Raw genomic sequence first — 18676 nt, forward strand, 5'->3', positions numbered from 1 at the left:
CGGACAGCGATGTCTTTCCGTTTTATGGAGTGGGTGAACGCTAATCGAGATGTATTCTCAGCCTATAAAGCTGCTTTGGGTTTTATTTGGGCTTGAAATCTGTTTAAGTCCCGCTAATTCATCCAACTATATCCGCCTAACTCGCGGACTGGTCAGTAATTCTCGATACTGCGCTTGTACGCCAGGATCTAGGCTTCTGTTTTTAAAGATTACTGCTCCGCGCCAATCATTCGGTCGCTCATATTGAGAGAGGTATAAAAATATTTCGCCAAAAAAGCGCTGATAGAACCTTGGATCGCGTTGAAATTGGACTTCTACAAAATAAATGGGTTGGTCGGCAGAATCGTCAGAGGGTAGAAATAAACCATCGATACGAAAAGCAGTTTGTTTAACTTCAACTGAAGTGAATTGATAGGTGTTACCCGTTGAAGCAGGTTGACCAATCAATTCAAAGAAGATGCTGGGAAAAGCTTGGAATAGTTGATAGAAAATGCTGTCTGTTTTCACGCTTTCAGAGCCACTATTGGAAAAAAAAATAGGGCGGGCACTGCCCACCCTATCGTGTTTACACAATAATTAAGCTGATTGAGCAATGTGATAAGGACTGGTTAACTTATCCAGCTGTTGCACTAACAGACTGAGGAATAACCCGACATCGGTGACGACGCCGACGGATTCGACAGAACCGCGATCGCTCAATTTGGTGACAACGGCTGGGTTAATATCTACGCAGACCATCTTCACCCCGGCTGGTGTCATATTTCCCACTCCAATTGAGTGCAGCATCGAAGAGAGCATCAAAATCATGTCTGCACCTTGCAGCAGTTGGGAATACTCTTCCTGAGCTTTAATTAAGTCCATCTGAGTATCTGGCAGGGGGCCATCATCGCGGATGGAACCGGCAAGGCAGAAGGGAACGCCATTGCGGACGCACTCGTACATGACACCGCTGTTGATCGCACCGTTCTCAACAGCTTTGGCAATACTGCCATAACGGCGAATCGTGTTAATTACTTTCAGGTGATGGCGGTGTCCCCCGCGAACAGCGACGCCGCGTTTCATATCCACACCCAGCGAGGTTCCCAGCATGGATTGCTCAATGTCGTGGACAGCGATCGCATTTCCTCCCAGCAACGCCTGCACATAACCTTGCCGAATCAGATGCGTCAGGTGTTCGGCACCGCCAGTATGAATCACTACTGGCCCTGCTGTTACCACAACTTTACCGCCAGCATCGCGGATTTTGCGAAGTTCCCAGGCAACTTGTTCCACCACCAATTCCACGCGGCGTTCGCTGGAAACTCCGGCAGACATAAAACTGAATTCTTGGGTGTTGCGCTGTTCGCGGGATTCCGTCTTCCGCACCGTGCGGATACCGACGACATCAACCACCACCTGTTCGCCAAGTTCTAAATCCCGCAGCAGTTTACACCGTGCTACCCGTCCGTTGGGAGTTTGGGTAATAGCGATCGCGCCATCCATGCGTTGCTCTTGCACCCGCACCCACTCCCCATTGATTCTGACTTCTGTGGGATAAATGGTGGACACATAGAAATCATCTGGAGCCACCCCAGCTTGGATGACATCTTCCAGCTTGGCATCACGCTCATCTTGGGGCAAATTCACCGCACCCAAATCGATAAGCTGCGACAAAATCGCTTCCATCACATCATGGGAAGGAGCCGACACTTTTACCTCCGCAGAGGAGGTACTTTGCCGTTGCTCTCCCAGACTGAAGTTAAGAACCTGGAAGCTACCCCCATTTTCTACGACTAAATCTAAAGCACGGTTGATTAAGCCGGAGTCTAGCAAATGCCCTTCTAGACGAATCGTGCGGCTTTCCACCGAGACATTGGCATGGACTTCTTCTCGGACGGGTTCTGTCACCCGTAGCGTCAGGCACTTGGCAGCACCACCGGCTTTCAAAAATTCTGTCAGCGGTGTTTCGATAACTTGGAATCCAACATCGGCAAGGCGTTTTTTGAGTGCCTCACTCGCCTTATTCATCACCACAACGTGGTCAATATTCACAGCGTTGCAGGCGAAATTTACCGCATCCGCTTCCTCAATGGCAATCCGCTTCTCCGGCGCAACTCGCATTTCAATCAAGCGGTTGGTGTAAGAATCAAATGCGGGGGGGTAATACAGCAAATAGCCGCCACTCAGGGGACAGAAGCAGGTATCCAGATGATAGAACCGCTCATCCATCAATCGCAACGATAGCACTTCGATGTCGAGCCACTTTGCCAACAACGGGTGAGAATCGAGTTCTGAGCGGAAGCCGTATCCCGCCCACAACCAGCGCCCCTCTCGATCCAGCAGCGCATCGCCCGCGCCTTCAAACGGCAAGTCTTTAGGCAGTTCATGCACCTTATAGCCTTTTTCCTCAAACCATTGCTTGAAATAAGGCTCCTCACCCTGCCGCTCTTTGTGGAAGAAGCGGCTCAGGACGACGGTATCTCCCAGCACCAGCCCAGCATTGGCTGTAAACACCATATCAGGCACACCGCGTTGGGGTGCAACCAAATCGACAATGGCATGGTCTTTGAGGACGTAGTGAAGCTTTTGCCATTGCTCGACGGCGCGATCGCGCGAGGATTTGTGAATATTGCCCTCCATCCAGGGATTAATCACATAATCCACGTCGTAATGGTCGGGAGCGCACATGAGGAAGCGGATCGAGGAGGTCATAAAAGAATCTCTAGTGAAATAGACAAGGGCAAACTCTTATTGGATACAGACTTTCCATGATCCAATTCTGTAGGACTTGTTACGAAATCTTTACCTCTTATTTGTAACAGCGAAAGTCAGCTCTAGAGGCTAATGTCTATTTTATTCTTTTACAACCCAAGGGGCTTGACAAAAAGTGATTTAGTGGGAATATTTAACAGTTTGAGAGCAAGTCGCTCCTATGTTTGATTAGCACTCCGTCGATATTGCAACAAGGTTGGAGGCCAAGTAGCCTGGGCTAATAAGGGCTGTAAATTTTTAGCAACGCGGGAAGCTAAAAGCTGGTGTCCGGCGGCATTTGGATGAATGATATCTTCCTGGCGATTTTTTGGATTATCGACAATTCCAGTTAAAACCTGCGGAATTAAATAAGCCTGTGTATCTTTAGCAACACGCTGATAAAGTTCGTCATATTCATCTTCTATGTAGCCGAGATTGATTCCTAGCAGCACAACAATTGCTTTTTGTTGTTGAATCGAAGTGACAATTTGTCGCAAGTTCTGTTCTGTCTCTGTTTTAGGAATTTTTCGCAGAAAATCGTTTCCGCCTAATTCAACAATTACCAGCCAAGGTTCTGCCGCGATCGCATCTTTTTGTAAGCGACTCAACCCCATAGCGGTTGTATCGCCGCTAACACCGCGATTCAGTATTGGCAAACCGAGTTGACGACTCAACACGCTGGGAAAAGCTTCTGTCTTGTCCACGCCATATCCAGAGGCGATGCTATCGCCTAAAACAATAACTTGCTTACCAACACCGGCTTTGAGGTTTTTGACATCATCGAAGTTGTTGCCGCAACTGGTAACAACCAGTAGGGAAGCAAACAGCAAACTAAAGAACCACACCCATCGGCGTTTTTTCATACAGTTTTCCAATTCAACTCAACGATATTGCAGATGGTTAGCGGTAGGGGCGAAGAAGAAAGCGCGATCGCTTATGCCACTTAACCGAAAATTATTAATGCGAATGCTTCGCCCCGCGCTTCGTCTACTGACCACTTTTTTCGGCGCGGTAAGCATCGATAATCAAATAAACGCCTTGCGCCAACATCATAAGGATGACTAATGGCAAGGATGTTCCCGACATAACTGAAATAATGCCCCCGATATCAATCAATCCTGCTTGGACAAGAAATGATACAGCGCTGGCTTTCTTAAGATTAACTGAGTCTAAGGACAGGATAAAAACAAGTAAGAGTAAAGCTTGATATTCTGGGTTTTCAACTATAAGTAAATATTTGAACAGGTTGGTGGTCATTTGTGGAATTGCTGAACCTTACAATTCCACGAAAGCGAATCGCCTGGAGAAACCGCCGAACTCTTAGGGACAGAGATTAAGTGACCCTTTCTGACCCTCATCAAACCGTGACGCCGCCTAAGCTATTAATATCCGCAACTGTTCTTTTCCGTTGACTATGGCTGAAATCCGCAATCGCAACAGCGTTCAGGTAAACGAGGCTGGAAAGCAGAAACTCATGGACGCTAAAGCTGCTAAACGCAATTACAAAGGCAGGCGTTGGACTTATTTGGACATTGCTACAGCAGCATCGGTGAGTGAAAAGACGGTTAAGCGGTTTTTCTCAGGGAACGAAGATGTTGACTATGAGAGTGCGATCGCGATCGCATCCTCCCTAAATTTAGAACTAGCAGAGTTAATCGATCCGAAAAAACCGAATCCCCCAGATACAACGCCAGAAAACCCGATTGACTGGGGCGATATCTGCCACAAAATGCTGGAGGAACAGCTGAAGCGTTACCAATTCCGGCGACAGGCGACGGGTGCGGGGTTGGGGCATGAGGTGGGTATTTATGTGCCACTGGGTTTGGTGAAACCGACGACTCAGCCGCGACGGAGTGAGGAGTCTTGCCCATCCCCAGATGAGGGGCGGTTGCAATATCAGCTGAATGAGAAGGAAATTGAGAAGCGGTTTGAGGCGGATGCGTTTCTCCGGGAGGTAATTGAGGCGGGGGAAGGCAAGATGATTGCCATTATTGGGGAACCGGGGGCGGGGAAAAGTACGTGGTTAGAGCAAATTGCCCGTCATCTCAAGGATTCAGAAAATGTTTCCCGGTTGCCGATTTGCATTCAGCTGGGGAGTCTGGATGGGAAAACTTTGGAAGAGTATTTACTCCAGGTTTGGCTGAAGGAGGCGCTGTCTCTTCAAGGAATGGTGGTATCAGCGCAAATGCAAACTGAGTTAATGCAGTTGTTTAATTCTCATCAGGTGTGGTTGCTGTTGGATGGGGTGGATGAAATACGGGCGGATACATCCACGGGGGCAAATTCGCCCCTACAAGGAATTGCACATCAGCTGAGGGGTTGGGTGGCACAGGCGCAAACCCTTTTAACCTGTCGGCTGAATGTTTGGCAGGCGAACGATCGGGTAGTGCCCAATTGTGATATCTATCGCACCCTGGATTTTGACGATCCGCAGGTGGGGGAGTTTATTGGGGAGTGGTTTGCTAGGGCGGAGAAACCCCAGTTAGGGAAGCAGTTATGGGAGAATTTAGGGGAAACGGGGCGGGAACGAATTCGAGATTTGATTAGAAATCCCTTGCGGTTGGCGCTGTTGTGTCAAACCTGGGCGGTGAAGCAAGGGGAGTTACCGAAGACGAAAGCGACGCTTTATCAGCGATTTCGAGAGGATTTCTATGAGTGGAAAAAAAACGAGTTTCCTATAGGCTGGCAGCAACGGCAGGAGTTGAATGCAGCGTTGGGAAGGTTGGCAGTTGCCGCAATTGAGAATCAGACACCGCTGAGGGAGTCGCTAGCTTATCAGCTGATGGGGGAATGTCTGTTTGAGTTAGCGCAGCAGATTGGTTGGCTGAATCTGGTGTACCGAGATGCGGAAACTGATGAACCTGTCTATGCGTTCTATCATCTGACGTTTCAGGAATATTTTGCAGCGCTAGCGATTGAAGATTGGCACTTTTTCTTGACTCACGACAATGACAATCCTCAACCGTTACTGGGCAATATTTACCGCATTTTTGAGCCGCAGTGGAAAGAGGTAATTTTGCTATGGCTGGGGCGAGAGGATGTGGAAAGGGAGCAGAAAGAGAAGTTTATTCAAGCATTGGTAGAGTTTGAAGATGGGTGCAGATACTACTTTTATGGGGATCGAGCCTATTTTCTAGCCTCAGATGGGGTTGCGGAGTTTCAGGATTGTCCTTGGGCAGATGAAATAGTAACGCAAATCGTTACGTGGGGCTTTGGTTATTACAACACTGACAAACAAGAATGGCAGATATATCTCGAACCGCTTGCCAAGGCAGCGAGAGCATCGCTGTTACACACTAACTGTAGCCTTGTCATTAATAAACTCATCAACTTACTGCAAACCACAGAAAATGAGTCAACCCGTAGGAGTGCTGCCGAGAGTTTGGGGAAAATTGGCACGGGAAACGAACTAGCAATTGCTGGGTTACTCCGGATTCTGGAAACCACAGAAAATGAGGATACTCGTTGGATGGTTGCCAACAGTTTGGAGAAAATTGACCCAGGAAACGAAGTGGCAATTGCTGGGTTACTCCGGATTCTGGAAACCACAGAAAATGAGTATACCCGTTGGAAGGCTGCCGAGAGTTTGGGGGAAATTGGCACGGGAAACGAAGTGGCAATTGCTGGGTTACTCCGGATTCTGGAAACCACAGAAAATGAGTATACCCGTAGCAGGGCTGCCTATAGTTTGGGGGAAATTGGCACGGGAAACGAAGTGGCAATTGCTAGGTTAGTCCGGATTCTGGAAACCACAGAAAATGAGGATACCCGTAGGAGTGCTGCCGAAAGTTTGGGGAAAATTGGCACGGGAAACGAACTAGCAATTGCTGGGTTACTCCGGATTCTGGAAACTACAGAATCTGAGTCTACCCGTAGGGGGGCTGCCGATATTTTGGGTGAAATTGGCACGGGAAATGAAGTGGGAATTGCTGGGTTAGTCTGGATTCTGGAAACTACAGAAGATGAGGATACCCGTAGGGGGCTGCCTATAGTTTGGGGAAAATTGGCACGGGAAACGAAGTGGCAATTGCTGGGTTAGTCCGGATTCTGGAAATCACAGAATCTGAGGCTACCCGCTGGACGGCTGCCGAGAGTTTGGGGAAAATTGACCCAGGAAACGAAGTGGCAATTGCTGGGTTACTCCGGATTCTGGAAACCACAGAAAATGAGTATACCCGTAGGAGTGCTGCCTATAGTTTGGGGGAAATTGGCACGGGAAACGAAGTGGCAATTGCTGGGTTACTCCGGATTCTGGAAACCACAGAAAATGAGTATACCCGTAGCAGGGCTGCCTATAGTTTGGGGGAAATTGGCACGGGAAACGAAGTGGCAATTGCTAGGTTAGTCCGGATTCTGGAAACCACAGAATCTGAGGATACCCGTAGCAGGGCTGCCTATAGTTTGGGGAAAATTGGCACGGGAAACGAAGTGGCAATTGCTGGGTTAGTCCGGATTCTGGAAATCACAGAATCTGAGGGGACCCGTAGCAGGGCTGCCGAAACTTTGGGGAAAATTGGCGTCGGAAACCAAGTGGCAATTCCTGGGTGGTTAGTCCGGATTCTGGAAATCACAGAATCTGAGGCTACCCGCTGGACGGCTGCCGAGAGTTTGGGGAAAATTGACCCAGGAAACGAAGTGGCAATTGCTGAGTTAGTCCGGATTCTGGAAACCATAGAATCTGAGTATACCCGTAGCAGGGCTGCCGAGAGTTTGGGGAAAATTGACCCAGGAAACGAAGTGGCAATTGCTGAGTTAGTCCGGATTCTGGAAACTACCGAAGATGAGTATACCCGTTGGAGGGCTGCCTATAGTTTGGGGGAAATTGACCCAGGAAACGAAGTGGCAATTGCTGGGTTACTCCGGATTCTGGAAACCACAGAATCTGAGGATACCTGTGGGAAGGCTGCCTATAATTTGGGGAAAATTGGCACGGGAAACGAGGTGGCAATTGCTGGGTTACTCCGGATTCTGGAAACCACAGAATCTAAGGATACCCGTAAGAGGGCTGCCGAAAGTTTGGAGAAAATATTACAAAACCGCCAGATGTCGTCAGATGTCTCAGCTTTGCAGCACTGTCTAACACATGAAGTTTATGAAAGCAATTTTGACCTCTTCAAGAAATGTTACAAAATTATCTGGCAGTGCGCTCAAACTCTGCCTTACCCAACCTTTTATCAAGCTTGGCATCATCCACGTATCACTCCCCATCAAGAGGTTGCAGAAACTACCGAAGTTGGTTTCACTTCCTTCCCCCAATGCCATAACTTAGCAGTATTACCCGAACTTTTTAACACCGCCATCAACAACAATCCTCATCTGAGGGACAAAGTACAACCCATTTGCATCGACGGCAGCAAATTCGAGAACCCAGATAATCCCGCCTCAGAAATTTACGCCGAGATGGTAATGCAAGGCTGTCCCGAACGTCAAAAAGGGGAACCGGAAACGATGCAAGCTCTGAAAGTTTATTGGCAGCTAAAATGTCAGGAAGTCTTCCTAATTTTTTACGAAGATACAAGTGGTGAACCGCCCCAAGGCTTCAGTCAAACTTTCCTCACATCTCTGAGCAAATTTCATAACGCGAGGAGAATTTGTGTAGTGAGCGAACAGCCTTGTAATCTCCAAACATTCTCTCCCAGCCAGCCAAATTTAGTTGCCGATATTGTGAGTTGGATTAGAGAGAAGATGATGGAAGAATAAAGCGCGCTTCCTTCTCCTCAATCCGCTATTAAACTTTCTCTTTATATCAATTCACTCAGGCTGCTTGTGGTGAGTTGCCAAACCCGCGATAAAAGCTCCCATAACCATACCCCCCCACAAGCCGCTGCTGCTACCTTGCATATAAGCTCCCGGCATCATCCAAGCTTGACACGCCGTCTTGAATACTGCGAATTCCAAGGTATTTTTTGTCATATTTTCGCAGCGTTGGTTATCAGCCAGTAACTTAATTTGTACCCCCATGTAAGCACCGAAACAACCCGATGCTAACGCCATAAAAGTACAAATTAACATACGTTTTTTATTCATGGCTAACAGCTAATGGCTAATTATTTTTAATGGTTAATGATATCAAATCCGGTTTATTCCCCACAATTCTCCGGAACCCCACCCCGCCAGAGCCTGCGTCTCCGGCTCCCCTCCCCGCTTGCGGGGAGGGGCTGGGGGTGGGGTTCTTTTATGGACAATGAAACAGATTTGATATGACTAATTGCTCCTTATTCAAAAGCTAATTGCCCATTGTTCAATTAACCATGAACCAGGAGCAATTAGCCATTAGCCATTCCCCATCAACCCGTGTTCCGCATCCCGGCGGCAATTCCGTTAATCGTTAACAGCGCCCCGCGTAGCAATTCGCCTTTACTGTAACGAGAATGGACGACACCAGAGGCGGCTTGCTTGCCATGTTGACGCAGGCGTTTTAGCAGAGAGACTTGCAAGAAGCCCAGAGGGACAATCGTGCCGTTGCGTAACTGCACAGACCTTTGCAGGACTGGATCGCCATCCAACAGCCGTTTGTGACCCGCAATCGTCAGAACTAAATCGCAAGTGAGGTGAAACTCGCTCTTGATTTGCTCAAACAAGGCTTCAAAGCGATCGCGATCTTCCGGGTGGGATAACTCCCGCACGTAGTGGTGAGCAATCTGCAAGTCTACTTTCGACAACGTCATTTCTGCTTTAGAAATCGCCATCTTGAAGAAAGGCCACTTGAAGTAGAAATAACGCAGCAGCTTCAGATTTTCTTCGGGTTCTTCGTTCAAAAACTCTTGCAATGCCGTTCCGACGCCGTACCAACTCGGCAGCAGGAAGCGCGTTTGCGTCCAGCTAAAGACCCAAGGAATTGCCCGCAGACTCGCTAAATCCTTTTTACCGCCGCGACGAGCAGGACGAGAGCTAATTTGCAATTGGCTGATTTCTTCGATGGGGGTCACTTGGTGGAAGAAATCGACTAAATCCGGTTGTTCGTAAATCAAGGCGCGATAGTGGGCACGCGATCGCGTCGCCAACTCTTCCATGATTTCGTTCCACGGCTCAATATCATCAAACCCGGTTCGCAGCAAGCTTGCTTGAATCACAGCGGTTGTCACCGCTTCCAGGTTATACAGAGCTAATTCTGGCAACGAGTATTTAGAAGCCAGCACTTCCCCCTGTTCGGTAATTTTGATCCGCCCATTGATACTATGACCGGGTTGAGCCAAGATCGCTTCGTAGGCGGGACCGCCGCCGCGACCGACCGAACCGCCGCGCCCGTGGAAAATCCGTAAGGCGATGCCGTACTGTTCGGCGATTTTTTGTAGCACTTTCTGAGCTTTATGGATTTCCCAGTTACTGCTCAAGAAGCCGGAATCCTTGTTGCTGTCTGAGTAGCCCAGCATCACCTCTTGCAGGTTATAGGTTGGAGATTCCAAGTTGGCAGGTTGGTTTGAATCCTCAACCTTTAACGCTTGCGAATCTTTAACGTTTTCGTAGCCTCCCGCAAGACAAGCGCGATACAAAGGCAGTTCAAACAAATCTTGCATGACTGCGGGTGCCCGCTTCAGGTCTTCCACCGTTTCAAACAGCGGCACTACCATAATGCTGCTCTTTCCTGTGGAGGGGTCATACAGACCCGCTTCTTTTGCCAGCAGCAGCACTTCCAGAACGTCGCTGGCTTCCCGGTTCATGCTGATGATGTAAGTTTGGCAAATTTGAGAACCAAACTCTAGCTGGAGCTGCCGCAGCATTCGGAAGGTTTCAACGGTTTCGCAAATTTTTTCAGAAAATGGCAATTCTGCTGGAATCAACGGGCGCTTGGTTTGCAGTTCCGTTGCCAGCCACAGCGCGCGCTCGGCTTCCGATAGATCGTTGTATGCTTTGGGCAGAATTTGCAGGTATTGGGTTATTTCGTTGAAGGTGTCGGAATGGCGAGTGCTTTCCTGGCGAATATCTAAGTGCGCCAAGTTGAAGCCATAGATTTCCACCTGACAAATTAAATTTTCCAGATCCCGGCACGATAAACCCGTCTCAATCAGGTTCCGGTGAATCAGCCGCAGTTCTGCTAGAAATTCTTCTCCAGAGCGGTAAACGACGTGAGACTGGCTATCGGAGATTTGCCGATGCAAGTTTTCGCCATCCGAAAGTCGCCGGTTGCGATCGCTGGTATTTTGCAGACGCTGCTGAATGTATGCCAGCTTGAGGCGGTAAGGCTCTTGTCGGTATCGAATTGCCAGATGCTCGTATACTTCTGGCATTTGCGACCGATCCTGCTCTAACGAGTCCAGCAAATCTGGCAAGACATCGCTCCAGTGCAACGACAAGCTGAGCTGATTCGTCAGTTGCCGCAACGATTGGATATACTTCTCCAGGACTAAACCGCGCTGATAGCAAGCGGTTTGCCAAGTGACTTTCGGTGTAACTGAGGGGTTTCCATCCCGATCTGCCCCCACCCAAGAACCAAACTGGCAGAAGTTGTTTACAGGGGGAGTAAGTCCCGGAAAAGAAGCTTTTAAGGCGCGTTTTAGGCGTTGATGAAGCTGGGGAATCGTATCAAACAACACTTCCTGGAAGTAGTGGAGGGTGTAATCCACTTCATCCAACACGGTTGGTTTAAATTGATGCAGTTCATCGGTGCGCCACCAGAGGCGAATTTCTTCGGTTAATTGTTCGATGCAAGCCTCTGCTTCCCAAGAAGTCGTCAAACCTAAGGCTCTAAATTCTTCTTCTGCCTGGTCTAGTTGTTGCAGAATTTTAGCAATCCGCTGCTGTTTGCCGCGAATCGTATGGCGAACAATTTCCGTCGGGTGAGCGGTAAAAACTAGCCGCACGTCCAGATTGTCAATCAAGCGCTGGATTTGCTGCGGAGGCACATTCATCTGGCGTAAATGGGGAAACAACCCGTGGAATGTCCCGGCATTTCGTTTAGCTGTGCCATCGTGGTGCCAGCTCTTTTCAAGCAAATCCGCGCCCGGTCCGCCGTTTTGGTTTTCTTCCTCCATGTCCTCTGGCGACAACACAATGGCGGAGTCCCCATCTCCTTGCAGGCTAGGAAGTTTACGCGGTGCTGCCTCACCAGCAGGAGCATTGTATGTAGCACGTCGGGAAAGCTGCTGATCGCGCTGTTCGTAGTGCTGCTCGACGATGTTAATGAGCTGGAAGTAGAGAGCAAAGGCGCGTGAGGCTCGAATCGCTGCATTGAGATCAAGCTTTTCGATCAGCTGAGGCACTGACTCAGGCAATTCTGTTGCCTGTCCTTCTGGCGAACACCTCGATCGAAGTTGATTAAGCAGATCGACCAGTTCCTGACCGCATTCCTGCTGGAGAACAGACTCCCATAAGTCCTCCACCACTTTGAGGCGATGACGTAAAAATAAAGCAGAAGTAGATGTTACCGTCAATGGCTGATCCGTCGATTGCAGTAGGGAACTCATAGAGTCTATTCTCTCTAAAGAAGAATAATCACCTAATTTTAGGGTTTCTAGTCCCAGCAAGTGGTTTACAGCGAACACCAACTGGGTTTTTCCAGAAAAAGGGAGGGGTTGCGAACTGACTCTTTCAGCGCTAGGCTAACGCCTCGCTTTGCATGAGCGCGATCGCGTCCTAGTTTGTCGGCGAGCGTATTTTTATCTACTTTCCGCTACTCTTCCTCATTTTCCCCTTCCTGTGATGTGTTTCCTGGGGTGGGTACGTGGAGAACCGGCAAGCGATCGCCCCGAAATACTTCCTCACTATTTTGTCCAATGGCGCATAACAATTCGCTGACTGCTTTGATGCCTAAAACTCCGAGTAGCATCGGCACCGTGGCTAAACTCAACCAAATTTCGGGAGTTGCAGACGTTGCATTTTCGGCGGTTGACGGTTGCTTTTTGTTAGGAAGAGTTTGCATGGGAGAAGGTCTAGATGAAAACTAATTTCTTTTTAGACAAACAAATAAAAGAGGTCAGAATTTAAACAGCACAAGGGGCACTTATCCTTCTAGTTTATGCATCTGAATAATACAGCGATAGCCTCCTAGGGCATAGTAGGAAGGAAACACGCTCCTCAGCGCTACTGTCCTAAGCACGGGGCGTTCGGCAAATAGCTATGGCACAAGGGCAATAATTCGGTAGCACCAATGGCAGTCTTGTGTAAGACTACTGAGAATCTAGAAGCAATTGTACAAAGCTTGGGGACGTTCGGAGCGGTTAACGCTTGCTGAAGTATTAAGTATGAAGTATGAAGTATTAAGTATGAAGTATGAAGTGTGAAGTATATCCTGAAATTTTGGTGTTCAACCAATTTTTCATCCTTTGTGACAACCTTTAAGCGCGACTTCCAATCCCAGGGTGCGCCCTCCGGGCTACAGCGTTCATGCTTCATCGTCTTTTCATCTGTTGCAAGTCCAGGGTACTTTCTTTGTGATGTTGGATGCCGATCCGATCGCCTATTTAGAGGGTCAATCTTCCCTCGCCCAGTGGGTTTCCCGCGCTATCGGTCTTCCGGAAGTGCGCCTACGATTTCGCTTACGAGGGAATAACCTGCATATTCTTTGTGAAGGCTCCGAATGTCCGCCTGCTGGACCCGTTGTGAGCCGATTTGTCGAGGCACTGAAGGGGAAGGAAGGGGGAGCTGGGTTCCCCCCGCAAGAAGCTCCCATTGACCAGGTGATTCTTTATGGTCGGAAACTAGGCATCCAGCGCCCAGACTGGATCAAGCAAATTCACCTAGAGCGGCTGGAACTGCATCAGGCGTCAGATGCCGCAGGCGTGGCTGCTGCAACGCCGACGGATGGGCAGGAAATGACTGCCGAGCGAGGAGTAACTAGCGATGCTGACGGGCTGAGAGTCTCCAACCGCAGCCTCGCTCGCTCCGGTCAACCAGAAGTGATCGCGCGTTATCTGAGCGAAACTCTCAGCCCAATGGGAGTCGGCGTCAAGGTCGTGATTCAGACGCTTGGGAGGGAGCCAGGAAGCCGGGGAGCCGGACAGCATCAAGAATTGTCCCCTGCTTCACCAGTGGTTTCCCGTCGTCTGTGGGTACTTTGCGATTCTAACTACAGCACCGATGAGTCGCTGATGGCGGAGCCGGTGGCGGCTCAGTTACGAAATTTGAAGCTGGAAGGGTTTCGGGATGCCGTGATTTGCAGCCAGGTTCGAGGAGAAGCGGCTCCCGACTGGCGGCTGCGGGTGGATCTGACCCCTCCAGAGGAAATGCTCAAGGATTGGGCGCGTTGGGGAGATATCCAAGCGATCGCCCGCTTGCTCAATCAAGTGTTAAACGCGCAGGAGATGCAAATCTCCGCAGTTCTGAAAGATTCAACGCTGCATTTATTTTGTAGCCAGAAGCTCTTCAAGCAGCTAAAAGCAGCGGGCGACACCGCATCTGCCACGAGCGATGCGGCTGAGATTGCGATCGCTGCACCCGATCGAAAAACCGCAACGAGTGCGATCGCTCCCGTTTTAGAGTCTCTGACAACGCAAGGCATTCACGCTGCCACCATTTACGGCGTTGAGACTCACGGTGTAACACCAGTCCCGGAACAAGAAACGCCAATCTGGATTGAATGGCTGAATTTACCTGCGTCCAGAGATCCCGCTTTAGCAGAATCTACTTTGGAATTGGCGCAACGGGGCGATCTGAACGCAATTCAGTTTTTATTGCAACGCTTACTCAATCCCGACCTAGACGAGCGATTAACAACGGGTGGCATTCGTTTATCTCTGCGCCGCAAACAAGATTTGTTGCACATCATGAGCGAGGCACTCTCTAGTCCGCAGCAATCTGCCGTCGGGCCACCTGTTGCCAAGTTTCTGCGCGGGTTGGCGATTCCTGGCATTAAAGGGGTGCGAATTTATGGGCGTCGCGCCGGTCACTCCACCCCCTTGTGGCAGATGGGCGTTGATTTCACCCCTCGCAAACGACTGGTACCGGAAGCAACCCCAGAATTTGCTGCCAGCGATGTTTATCTAGGAGATATCCTCTCTGGCAGTAACGAACCCGTTCTGCGTTCTGATGTCACTAAGGAAGACCTCAAAGCAGCCGCTAGCGCTGTCTCTTTCAAAGTGACTCGAACCATCCAGCAATGGTTATGCGCTTCCCAATTGTTTATTCCCACGGTGGAGATTAAAGACCTGGCACCCGTCGCCTCAGGCAAACTTAGCACTTCCACCTACACTTATTACCAAGGTTTCGTCGTGGCTTTGGTCTGGGGGATGCTGGGATTCTTGCTCACGGTGCAAACGGATTGGTTTCTGTCTGCGATCCTGAAGTCAAAACCACCCATTAATCAAGCGTCAGCGGTCAGCGGCAAATCAACCCTTGACCCACGAGAACCGATCGAGGATACGTCAGTTCCCTTGCCCCAGATGTCTTTGCAAAAATCTCGTGGTTCAGAGGCTCCTGTATTCAATTCCGAAGGATTCACTCGCCAAGGAGATATCACCGTAAGGAACGAGGGTGAAAAGTCCCAGCGGAATGCCGCATCAGCAGCAATTTTGGCAGCCGCCCGAAGTTCTAATCCCTCTTTTAATAACCGCCTGTTAGACGAAAAAGTGGCTCTCTACCAACAGATGCTGTTACAAAGACGGGGAGTGCCCCCGGATGTTTGGATTGTGGGCAGTTCTAGGGCAATGCGGGGGGTCGATCCTCAAGCGCTGGAAGAAGCACTGGCAGCGCAGGGATATCCGGGTGTTCAGGTGTTTAACTTTGGCATCAACGGTGCGACGGCTCAAGTAGTAGATTTGATGGTTCGCCAAGTTTTGACGCCAGAGCAACTGCCAAAACTGATTATTTGGGCGGATGGTGCCAGAGCGTTTAATAGCGGGCGGATAGATGCCACCTATAATGCGATCGCTAACTCGCAAGGCTACCAACATCTGCTTGCCGGTACTTTCCCCAAGCAGAATTCAACCCCAGGAAGTCCCAGCCGAACGACGGCGACACCACCGGCTAAAACTCCGGCGACGGCGGATAAAGGAGCTAGTGGTTCCTTAACGCAAAGCTATCAAATGGTTAATAATTGGCTCAATGAAACGCTAGGAACGTTCTCAGCAACTTATCCCCAGCGCGACCAAATGAAAACGCGGTTGCGGGATCTGTATGTTGTTTGGGCAAAACCAGCGAAAACAACTTCTGAGGGAGCTACCGATACTCCCCAAGCATTGACAGCCAGCCAATTTGCCATCGATTTTGATGGCTTCCTTCCCCTCACCGTTCGTTACAATCCTGCCACCTACTACAAGCAATATGCCAGAGTCAGCGGCGACTATGACAGCGATTACTACGCTTTCAAGATGGAAGGCAAGCAAACCCAAGCGCTAGAATCGCTGCTGCAATTTACCCAAGCGCGTCAAATTCCGATTGTTTTTATAAACCTGCCTTTGACCCAAGATTACTTAGACCCAGTACGCATAGAATATGAGCAAGAATTTCAGCGGTATATGCGATCGCAAGCAATCCAAAAAGGGCTGATTTTCCGAGATTTAAATCAGCTTTATCCTACTCAACACGATTATTTTTCCGACCCCAGCCACCTCAACCGCTACGGTGCTTATGAAGTTTCTAACCAGCTAGCCGAAGATCCCATGATTCCCTGGCCTGCTAAATAGGACTGAGTTAAGAGGACTGAGGACTGAGTGAACCAGGAGTGGAATGAGTGCCCAATACCCAAGATGAATTTATCCCGTTCTTTTACTTAGTTCAATTCTTCTTGTTTACCCTTAGTTTCCTGCTAAATAGGATTGAATTATGTTAGCGCGGCACGAAGTGCGGACTGAGGGCTGAGTGAGTCAGGAGGGGAATGATTACCGAATACCTAAGATGAATCTCTTTCATTCTTTTACTCAGTTCAATCCTTGTTGTTTACCCTTATTTTCCTGCTAAATAGGACTGAGTCATATTAACGAAGCGGCACGAAGTGCGGACTGAGGACTGAGTCAATCAGGAGTAAAATGAGTGCCCAATATCCAAGATAAACTTCTCTCATTCTTTTACTCAGTTCAATTCTTCTTATTTACCCTCAGTCCTCAGCCTTCAGCCCTCAGTCCTCAGCCCTCAGTCCTTACTCCTCAGTCTTCAAAAATGACTTTTATCTCTCTTATCTACGGAGTTTTTCTGCTCAGCGTTTTGGGAATTTACTGGTCGTTCCAAAAACAGTCTTTGCAGATGTGGACGTTGCTTGTTGTCAGTCTGGTTTTCTATACCTCGCTGCAAGCACCAACTTTAGTAAATGAGCATTGGCTGCAAATTTTAGCCTCGCCGCAAGTCGCCTATATTCCTTTGTTGATTGCCATCACCTTGATGAACTTCAGCTTAGGTAAGGCAATTGGAGAAAATACAGCATTAGGGATGTACGCGACCGATCCCCATGAAGATTGGCAATTCGATCAAGCGTTTTGGAATCGTCAGCGACTAAAGTTTTTATGGTTGGGGATTGTTCTGAATGTCTTGTTGTTGGTGAGCTTCAAGTATGTACCTTTTTTCTTAAATTCGGTGGCGGGCTTCTATGAACAATTCACCGGAACATCGCTACCCGTTGCCGAAAATAGCGCCAGTTGGGTCAGCACTCACTTAATTGCGCCTTTAGGTTTGAGTTTCTTTTCTTTTGAGTGCATTGCTTATTTAATTGATGTATATCGTGGTGCCCCAGCGACGGAGCGATTTCTCGATTTTGCAGCTTATAAGTTATTTTTTCCCAAGCTAATTGCAGGGCCAATTACTCGTTATCATCAATTCTCAACTCAGCTCAAAACGCTGCAATTTCCAACGCTTAATCAGATTACGGAAGGATTGTGGCTGATTGCCTGCGGTGCAGTTAAAAAAGCGCTTTTGGCAGATCGGCTGGGAATTTTTGTCGATTTGTGTTTTGGTAACTTAGAGCGAGCTAGCAGCGGCGATTTGTGGTTAGCGATCGCTGCCTACGGACTGCAACTCTATCTGGATTTTAGTGGGTACGTAGATATCGCCCGTGGTAGTGCCATCCTCTTAGGCTTCAATCTCCCGGAGAATTTTAATTTTCCTTACTTCAGTACCAGCATTGCTGATTTTTGGCGGCGCTGGCATATTACGCTAGGCGATTGGTTGCGAAACTACCTCTATTTTCCCTTGGGGGGTTCGCGCCAAGGGCTGCGCCGTACCTGCCTGAATTTGCTAATTATCATGTTAATTGCTGGGATTTGGCATGGAGCGGCTTGGGGCTATGTCGTCTGGGGTGCCTATCACGGTCTTGCTTTAGTGGCTCACCGCCTCACAGAAGCCCACTCCCGCCAGTCTGAGAAAGCTAGAAATTGGTGGAAAAGCCTTCCAGGTGTACTGGTTGCGTGGTTGCTAACCCAGTTTATGGTGTTCACATCCTGGATTTTCTTCCGCCTACCGAATCTGAAACAATCCAGTTGGGTGATTCAGCACCTTTGGGGTCAATCTGCTGATGCCCAGTTTGCCGAAAAAGTCTACGGAGAGGCGCTGGGTGTGAATGCATCCCAGTTAGGTTTACTGCTTTGGCTGCTAGCCGCGTCGATGTTCTTGGTCTATGCCGTCCATCGGGGTCTCAAGTTACAGCTTAATTGGCCTCTGAAGCTGCTGCTGGTGCCATTGTGTTTCTACATTGTCTGGATATTTGCGCCCCAAGGTGGTCTTCCCTACATTTACTTTGATTTTTAGGGCATTACATTAAGCGATCGCCCACTACTCCTGGCTGACACGTCTCGCTTGCGATCGCTAACCCTACCGCATTCTCAGCCACTCATAAGTAAATGAAATGACAGTGATTCGGATTTATGAACAAAAAAAGACTGGACAAATACGAATAAATGTAAATATTATTAAATACAAGGCGAGACAAACTTCGCCTCATTCATACCGAACCTAGAAAATTCAAAGCACTCATAAAAACATGACCACAACCTTACAAAGACGCGAAAGCGCCAACGTATGGCAACGGTTTTGCGATTGGGTCACATCAACCGACAACCGCCTGTATGTAGGCTGGTTCGGCGTT

Annotated in this window: 10 protein-coding genes and 1 pseudogene; 4 read left to right on the plus strand and 7 right to left on the minus strand. The window is 48.9% G+C overall.

Features of this window, described 5'->3' with window-relative positions:
• Positions 1–129: 129 nt before the first annotated feature.
• The 4 genes and pseudogenes from NDI33_RS27025 to NDI33_RS27040 all read right to left on the minus strand — a co-directional run.
• Positions 130–507 (minus strand): annotated as a pseudogene (locus NDI33_RS27025) (Rpn family recombination-promoting nuclease/putative transposase); the annotation flags it as partial.
• A 69-nt stretch (positions 508–576) separates the two neighbouring features.
• Positions 577–2691, minus strand: coding sequence for a TIGR00300 family protein (locus NDI33_RS27030; RefSeq protein WP_190676053.1), 2115 nt, complete (start codon positions 2689–2691; stop codon positions 577–579).
• 218 nt (positions 2692–2909) lie between these two features.
• The gene (locus tag NDI33_RS27035; protein WP_190676055.1) at positions 2910–3593 is read right to left on the minus strand and encodes a GDSL-type esterase/lipase family protein; all 684 of its coding nucleotides are present in this window, start codon (positions 3591–3593) and stop codon (positions 2910–2912) included.
• 124 nt (positions 3594–3717) lie between these two features.
• Positions 3718–3987 (minus strand): hypothetical protein, encoded by a 270-nt coding sequence (locus tag NDI33_RS27040; RefSeq protein WP_190676057.1) that lies wholly within the window; start codon positions 3985–3987, stop codon positions 3718–3720.
• 157 nt (positions 3988–4144) lie between these two features.
• On the opposite strand from NDI33_RS27040, the gene NDI33_RS27045 reads away from it, so the two are divergent.
• Together NDI33_RS27045 and NDI33_RS27050 are read left to right on the plus strand one after the other, a co-directional pair.
• Complete coding sequence (locus NDI33_RS27045) at positions 4145–6769, plus strand: HEAT repeat domain-containing protein (protein WP_242033147.1); 2625 nt, start codon at positions 4145–4147, stop codon at positions 6767–6769.
• Positions 6751–8430: a HEAT repeat domain-containing protein gene (locus tag NDI33_RS27050; RefSeq protein ID WP_347275907.1), complete on the plus strand. Its 1680-nt coding sequence runs from the start codon at positions 6751–6753 to the stop codon at positions 8428–8430. Before NDI33_RS27045 ends, NDI33_RS27050 begins: the two co-directional genes overlap by 19 nt.
• Positions 8431–8481: 51 nt before the next feature.
• Here the strand turns inward: NDI33_RS27050 and NDI33_RS27055 are convergent, their stop codons facing one another.
• From NDI33_RS27055 to NDI33_RS27065, 3 genes are all read right to left on the minus strand, one after another.
• On the minus strand, positions 8482–8757 hold the full coding sequence (locus NDI33_RS27055) for a hypothetical protein (protein WP_190676059.1): 276 nt from the start codon (positions 8755–8757) through the stop codon (positions 8482–8484).
• 260 nt (positions 8758–9017) lie between these two features.
• Positions 9018–12134 (minus strand): phosphoenolpyruvate carboxylase, encoded by a 3117-nt coding sequence (ppc, locus tag NDI33_RS27060; protein ID WP_190412848.1) that lies wholly within the window; start codon positions 12132–12134, stop codon positions 9018–9020.
• A 206-nt stretch (positions 12135–12340) separates the two neighbouring features.
• Positions 12341–12589, minus strand: a complete 249-nt coding sequence (locus NDI33_RS27065) for a hypothetical protein (RefSeq protein WP_190412911.1) — start codon at positions 12587–12589, stop codon at positions 12341–12343.
• Between the two features lie 439 nt (positions 12590–13028).
• On the opposite strand from NDI33_RS27065, the gene NDI33_RS27070 reads away from it, so the two are divergent.
• Together NDI33_RS27070 and NDI33_RS27075 are read left to right on the plus strand one after the other, a co-directional pair.
• Positions 13029–16289, plus strand: coding sequence for a DUF1574 domain-containing protein (locus NDI33_RS27070; protein ID WP_347275908.1), 3261 nt, complete (start codon positions 13029–13031; stop codon positions 16287–16289).
• A gap of 472 nt (positions 16290–16761) precedes the next feature.
• Entirely contained in the window at positions 16762–18339 is a 1578-nt protein-coding gene (locus NDI33_RS27075; protein ID WP_190676063.1) for an MBOAT family protein, read from the plus strand.
• The last annotated feature ends 337 nt before the right edge of the window (positions 18340–18676 follow it).

This window comes from Trichocoleus sp. DQ-A1 (assembly GCF_039961955.1).
Classification (GTDB): Bacteria; Cyanobacteriota; Cyanobacteriia; order Cyanobacteriales; family FACHB-T130; genus FACHB-T130.

Coding starts and splice junctions, on each gene's coding strand:
- NDI33_RS27030 (WP_190676053.1), bottom strand. CDS start 2,691: ATGACCTCCTCGATCCGCTTCCTCATGTGCGCTCCCGACCATTACGAC.
- NDI33_RS27035 (WP_190676055.1), bottom strand. CDS start 3,593: ATGAAAAAACGCCGATGGGTGTGGTTCTTTAGTTTGCTGTTTGCTTCC.
- NDI33_RS27040 (WP_190676057.1), bottom strand. CDS start 3,987: ATGACCACCAACCTGTTCAAATATTTACTTATAGTTGAAAACCCAGAA.
- NDI33_RS27045 (WP_242033147.1), top strand. CDS start 4,145: ATGGCTGAAATCCGCAATCGCAACAGCGTTCAGGTAAACGAGGCTGGA.
- NDI33_RS27055 (WP_190676059.1), bottom strand. CDS start 8,757: ATGAATAAAAAACGTATGTTAATTTGTACTTTTATGGCGTTAGCATCG.
- ppc (WP_190412848.1), bottom strand. CDS start 12,134: ATGAGTTCCCTACTGCAATCGACGGATCAGCCATTGACGGTAACATCT.
- NDI33_RS27065 (WP_190412911.1), bottom strand. CDS start 12,589: ATGCAAACTCTTCCTAACAAAAAGCAACCGTCAACCGCCGAAAATGCA.
- NDI33_RS27075 (WP_190676063.1), top strand. CDS start 16,762: ATGACTTTTATCTCTCTTATCTACGGAGTTTTTCTGCTCAGCGTTTTG.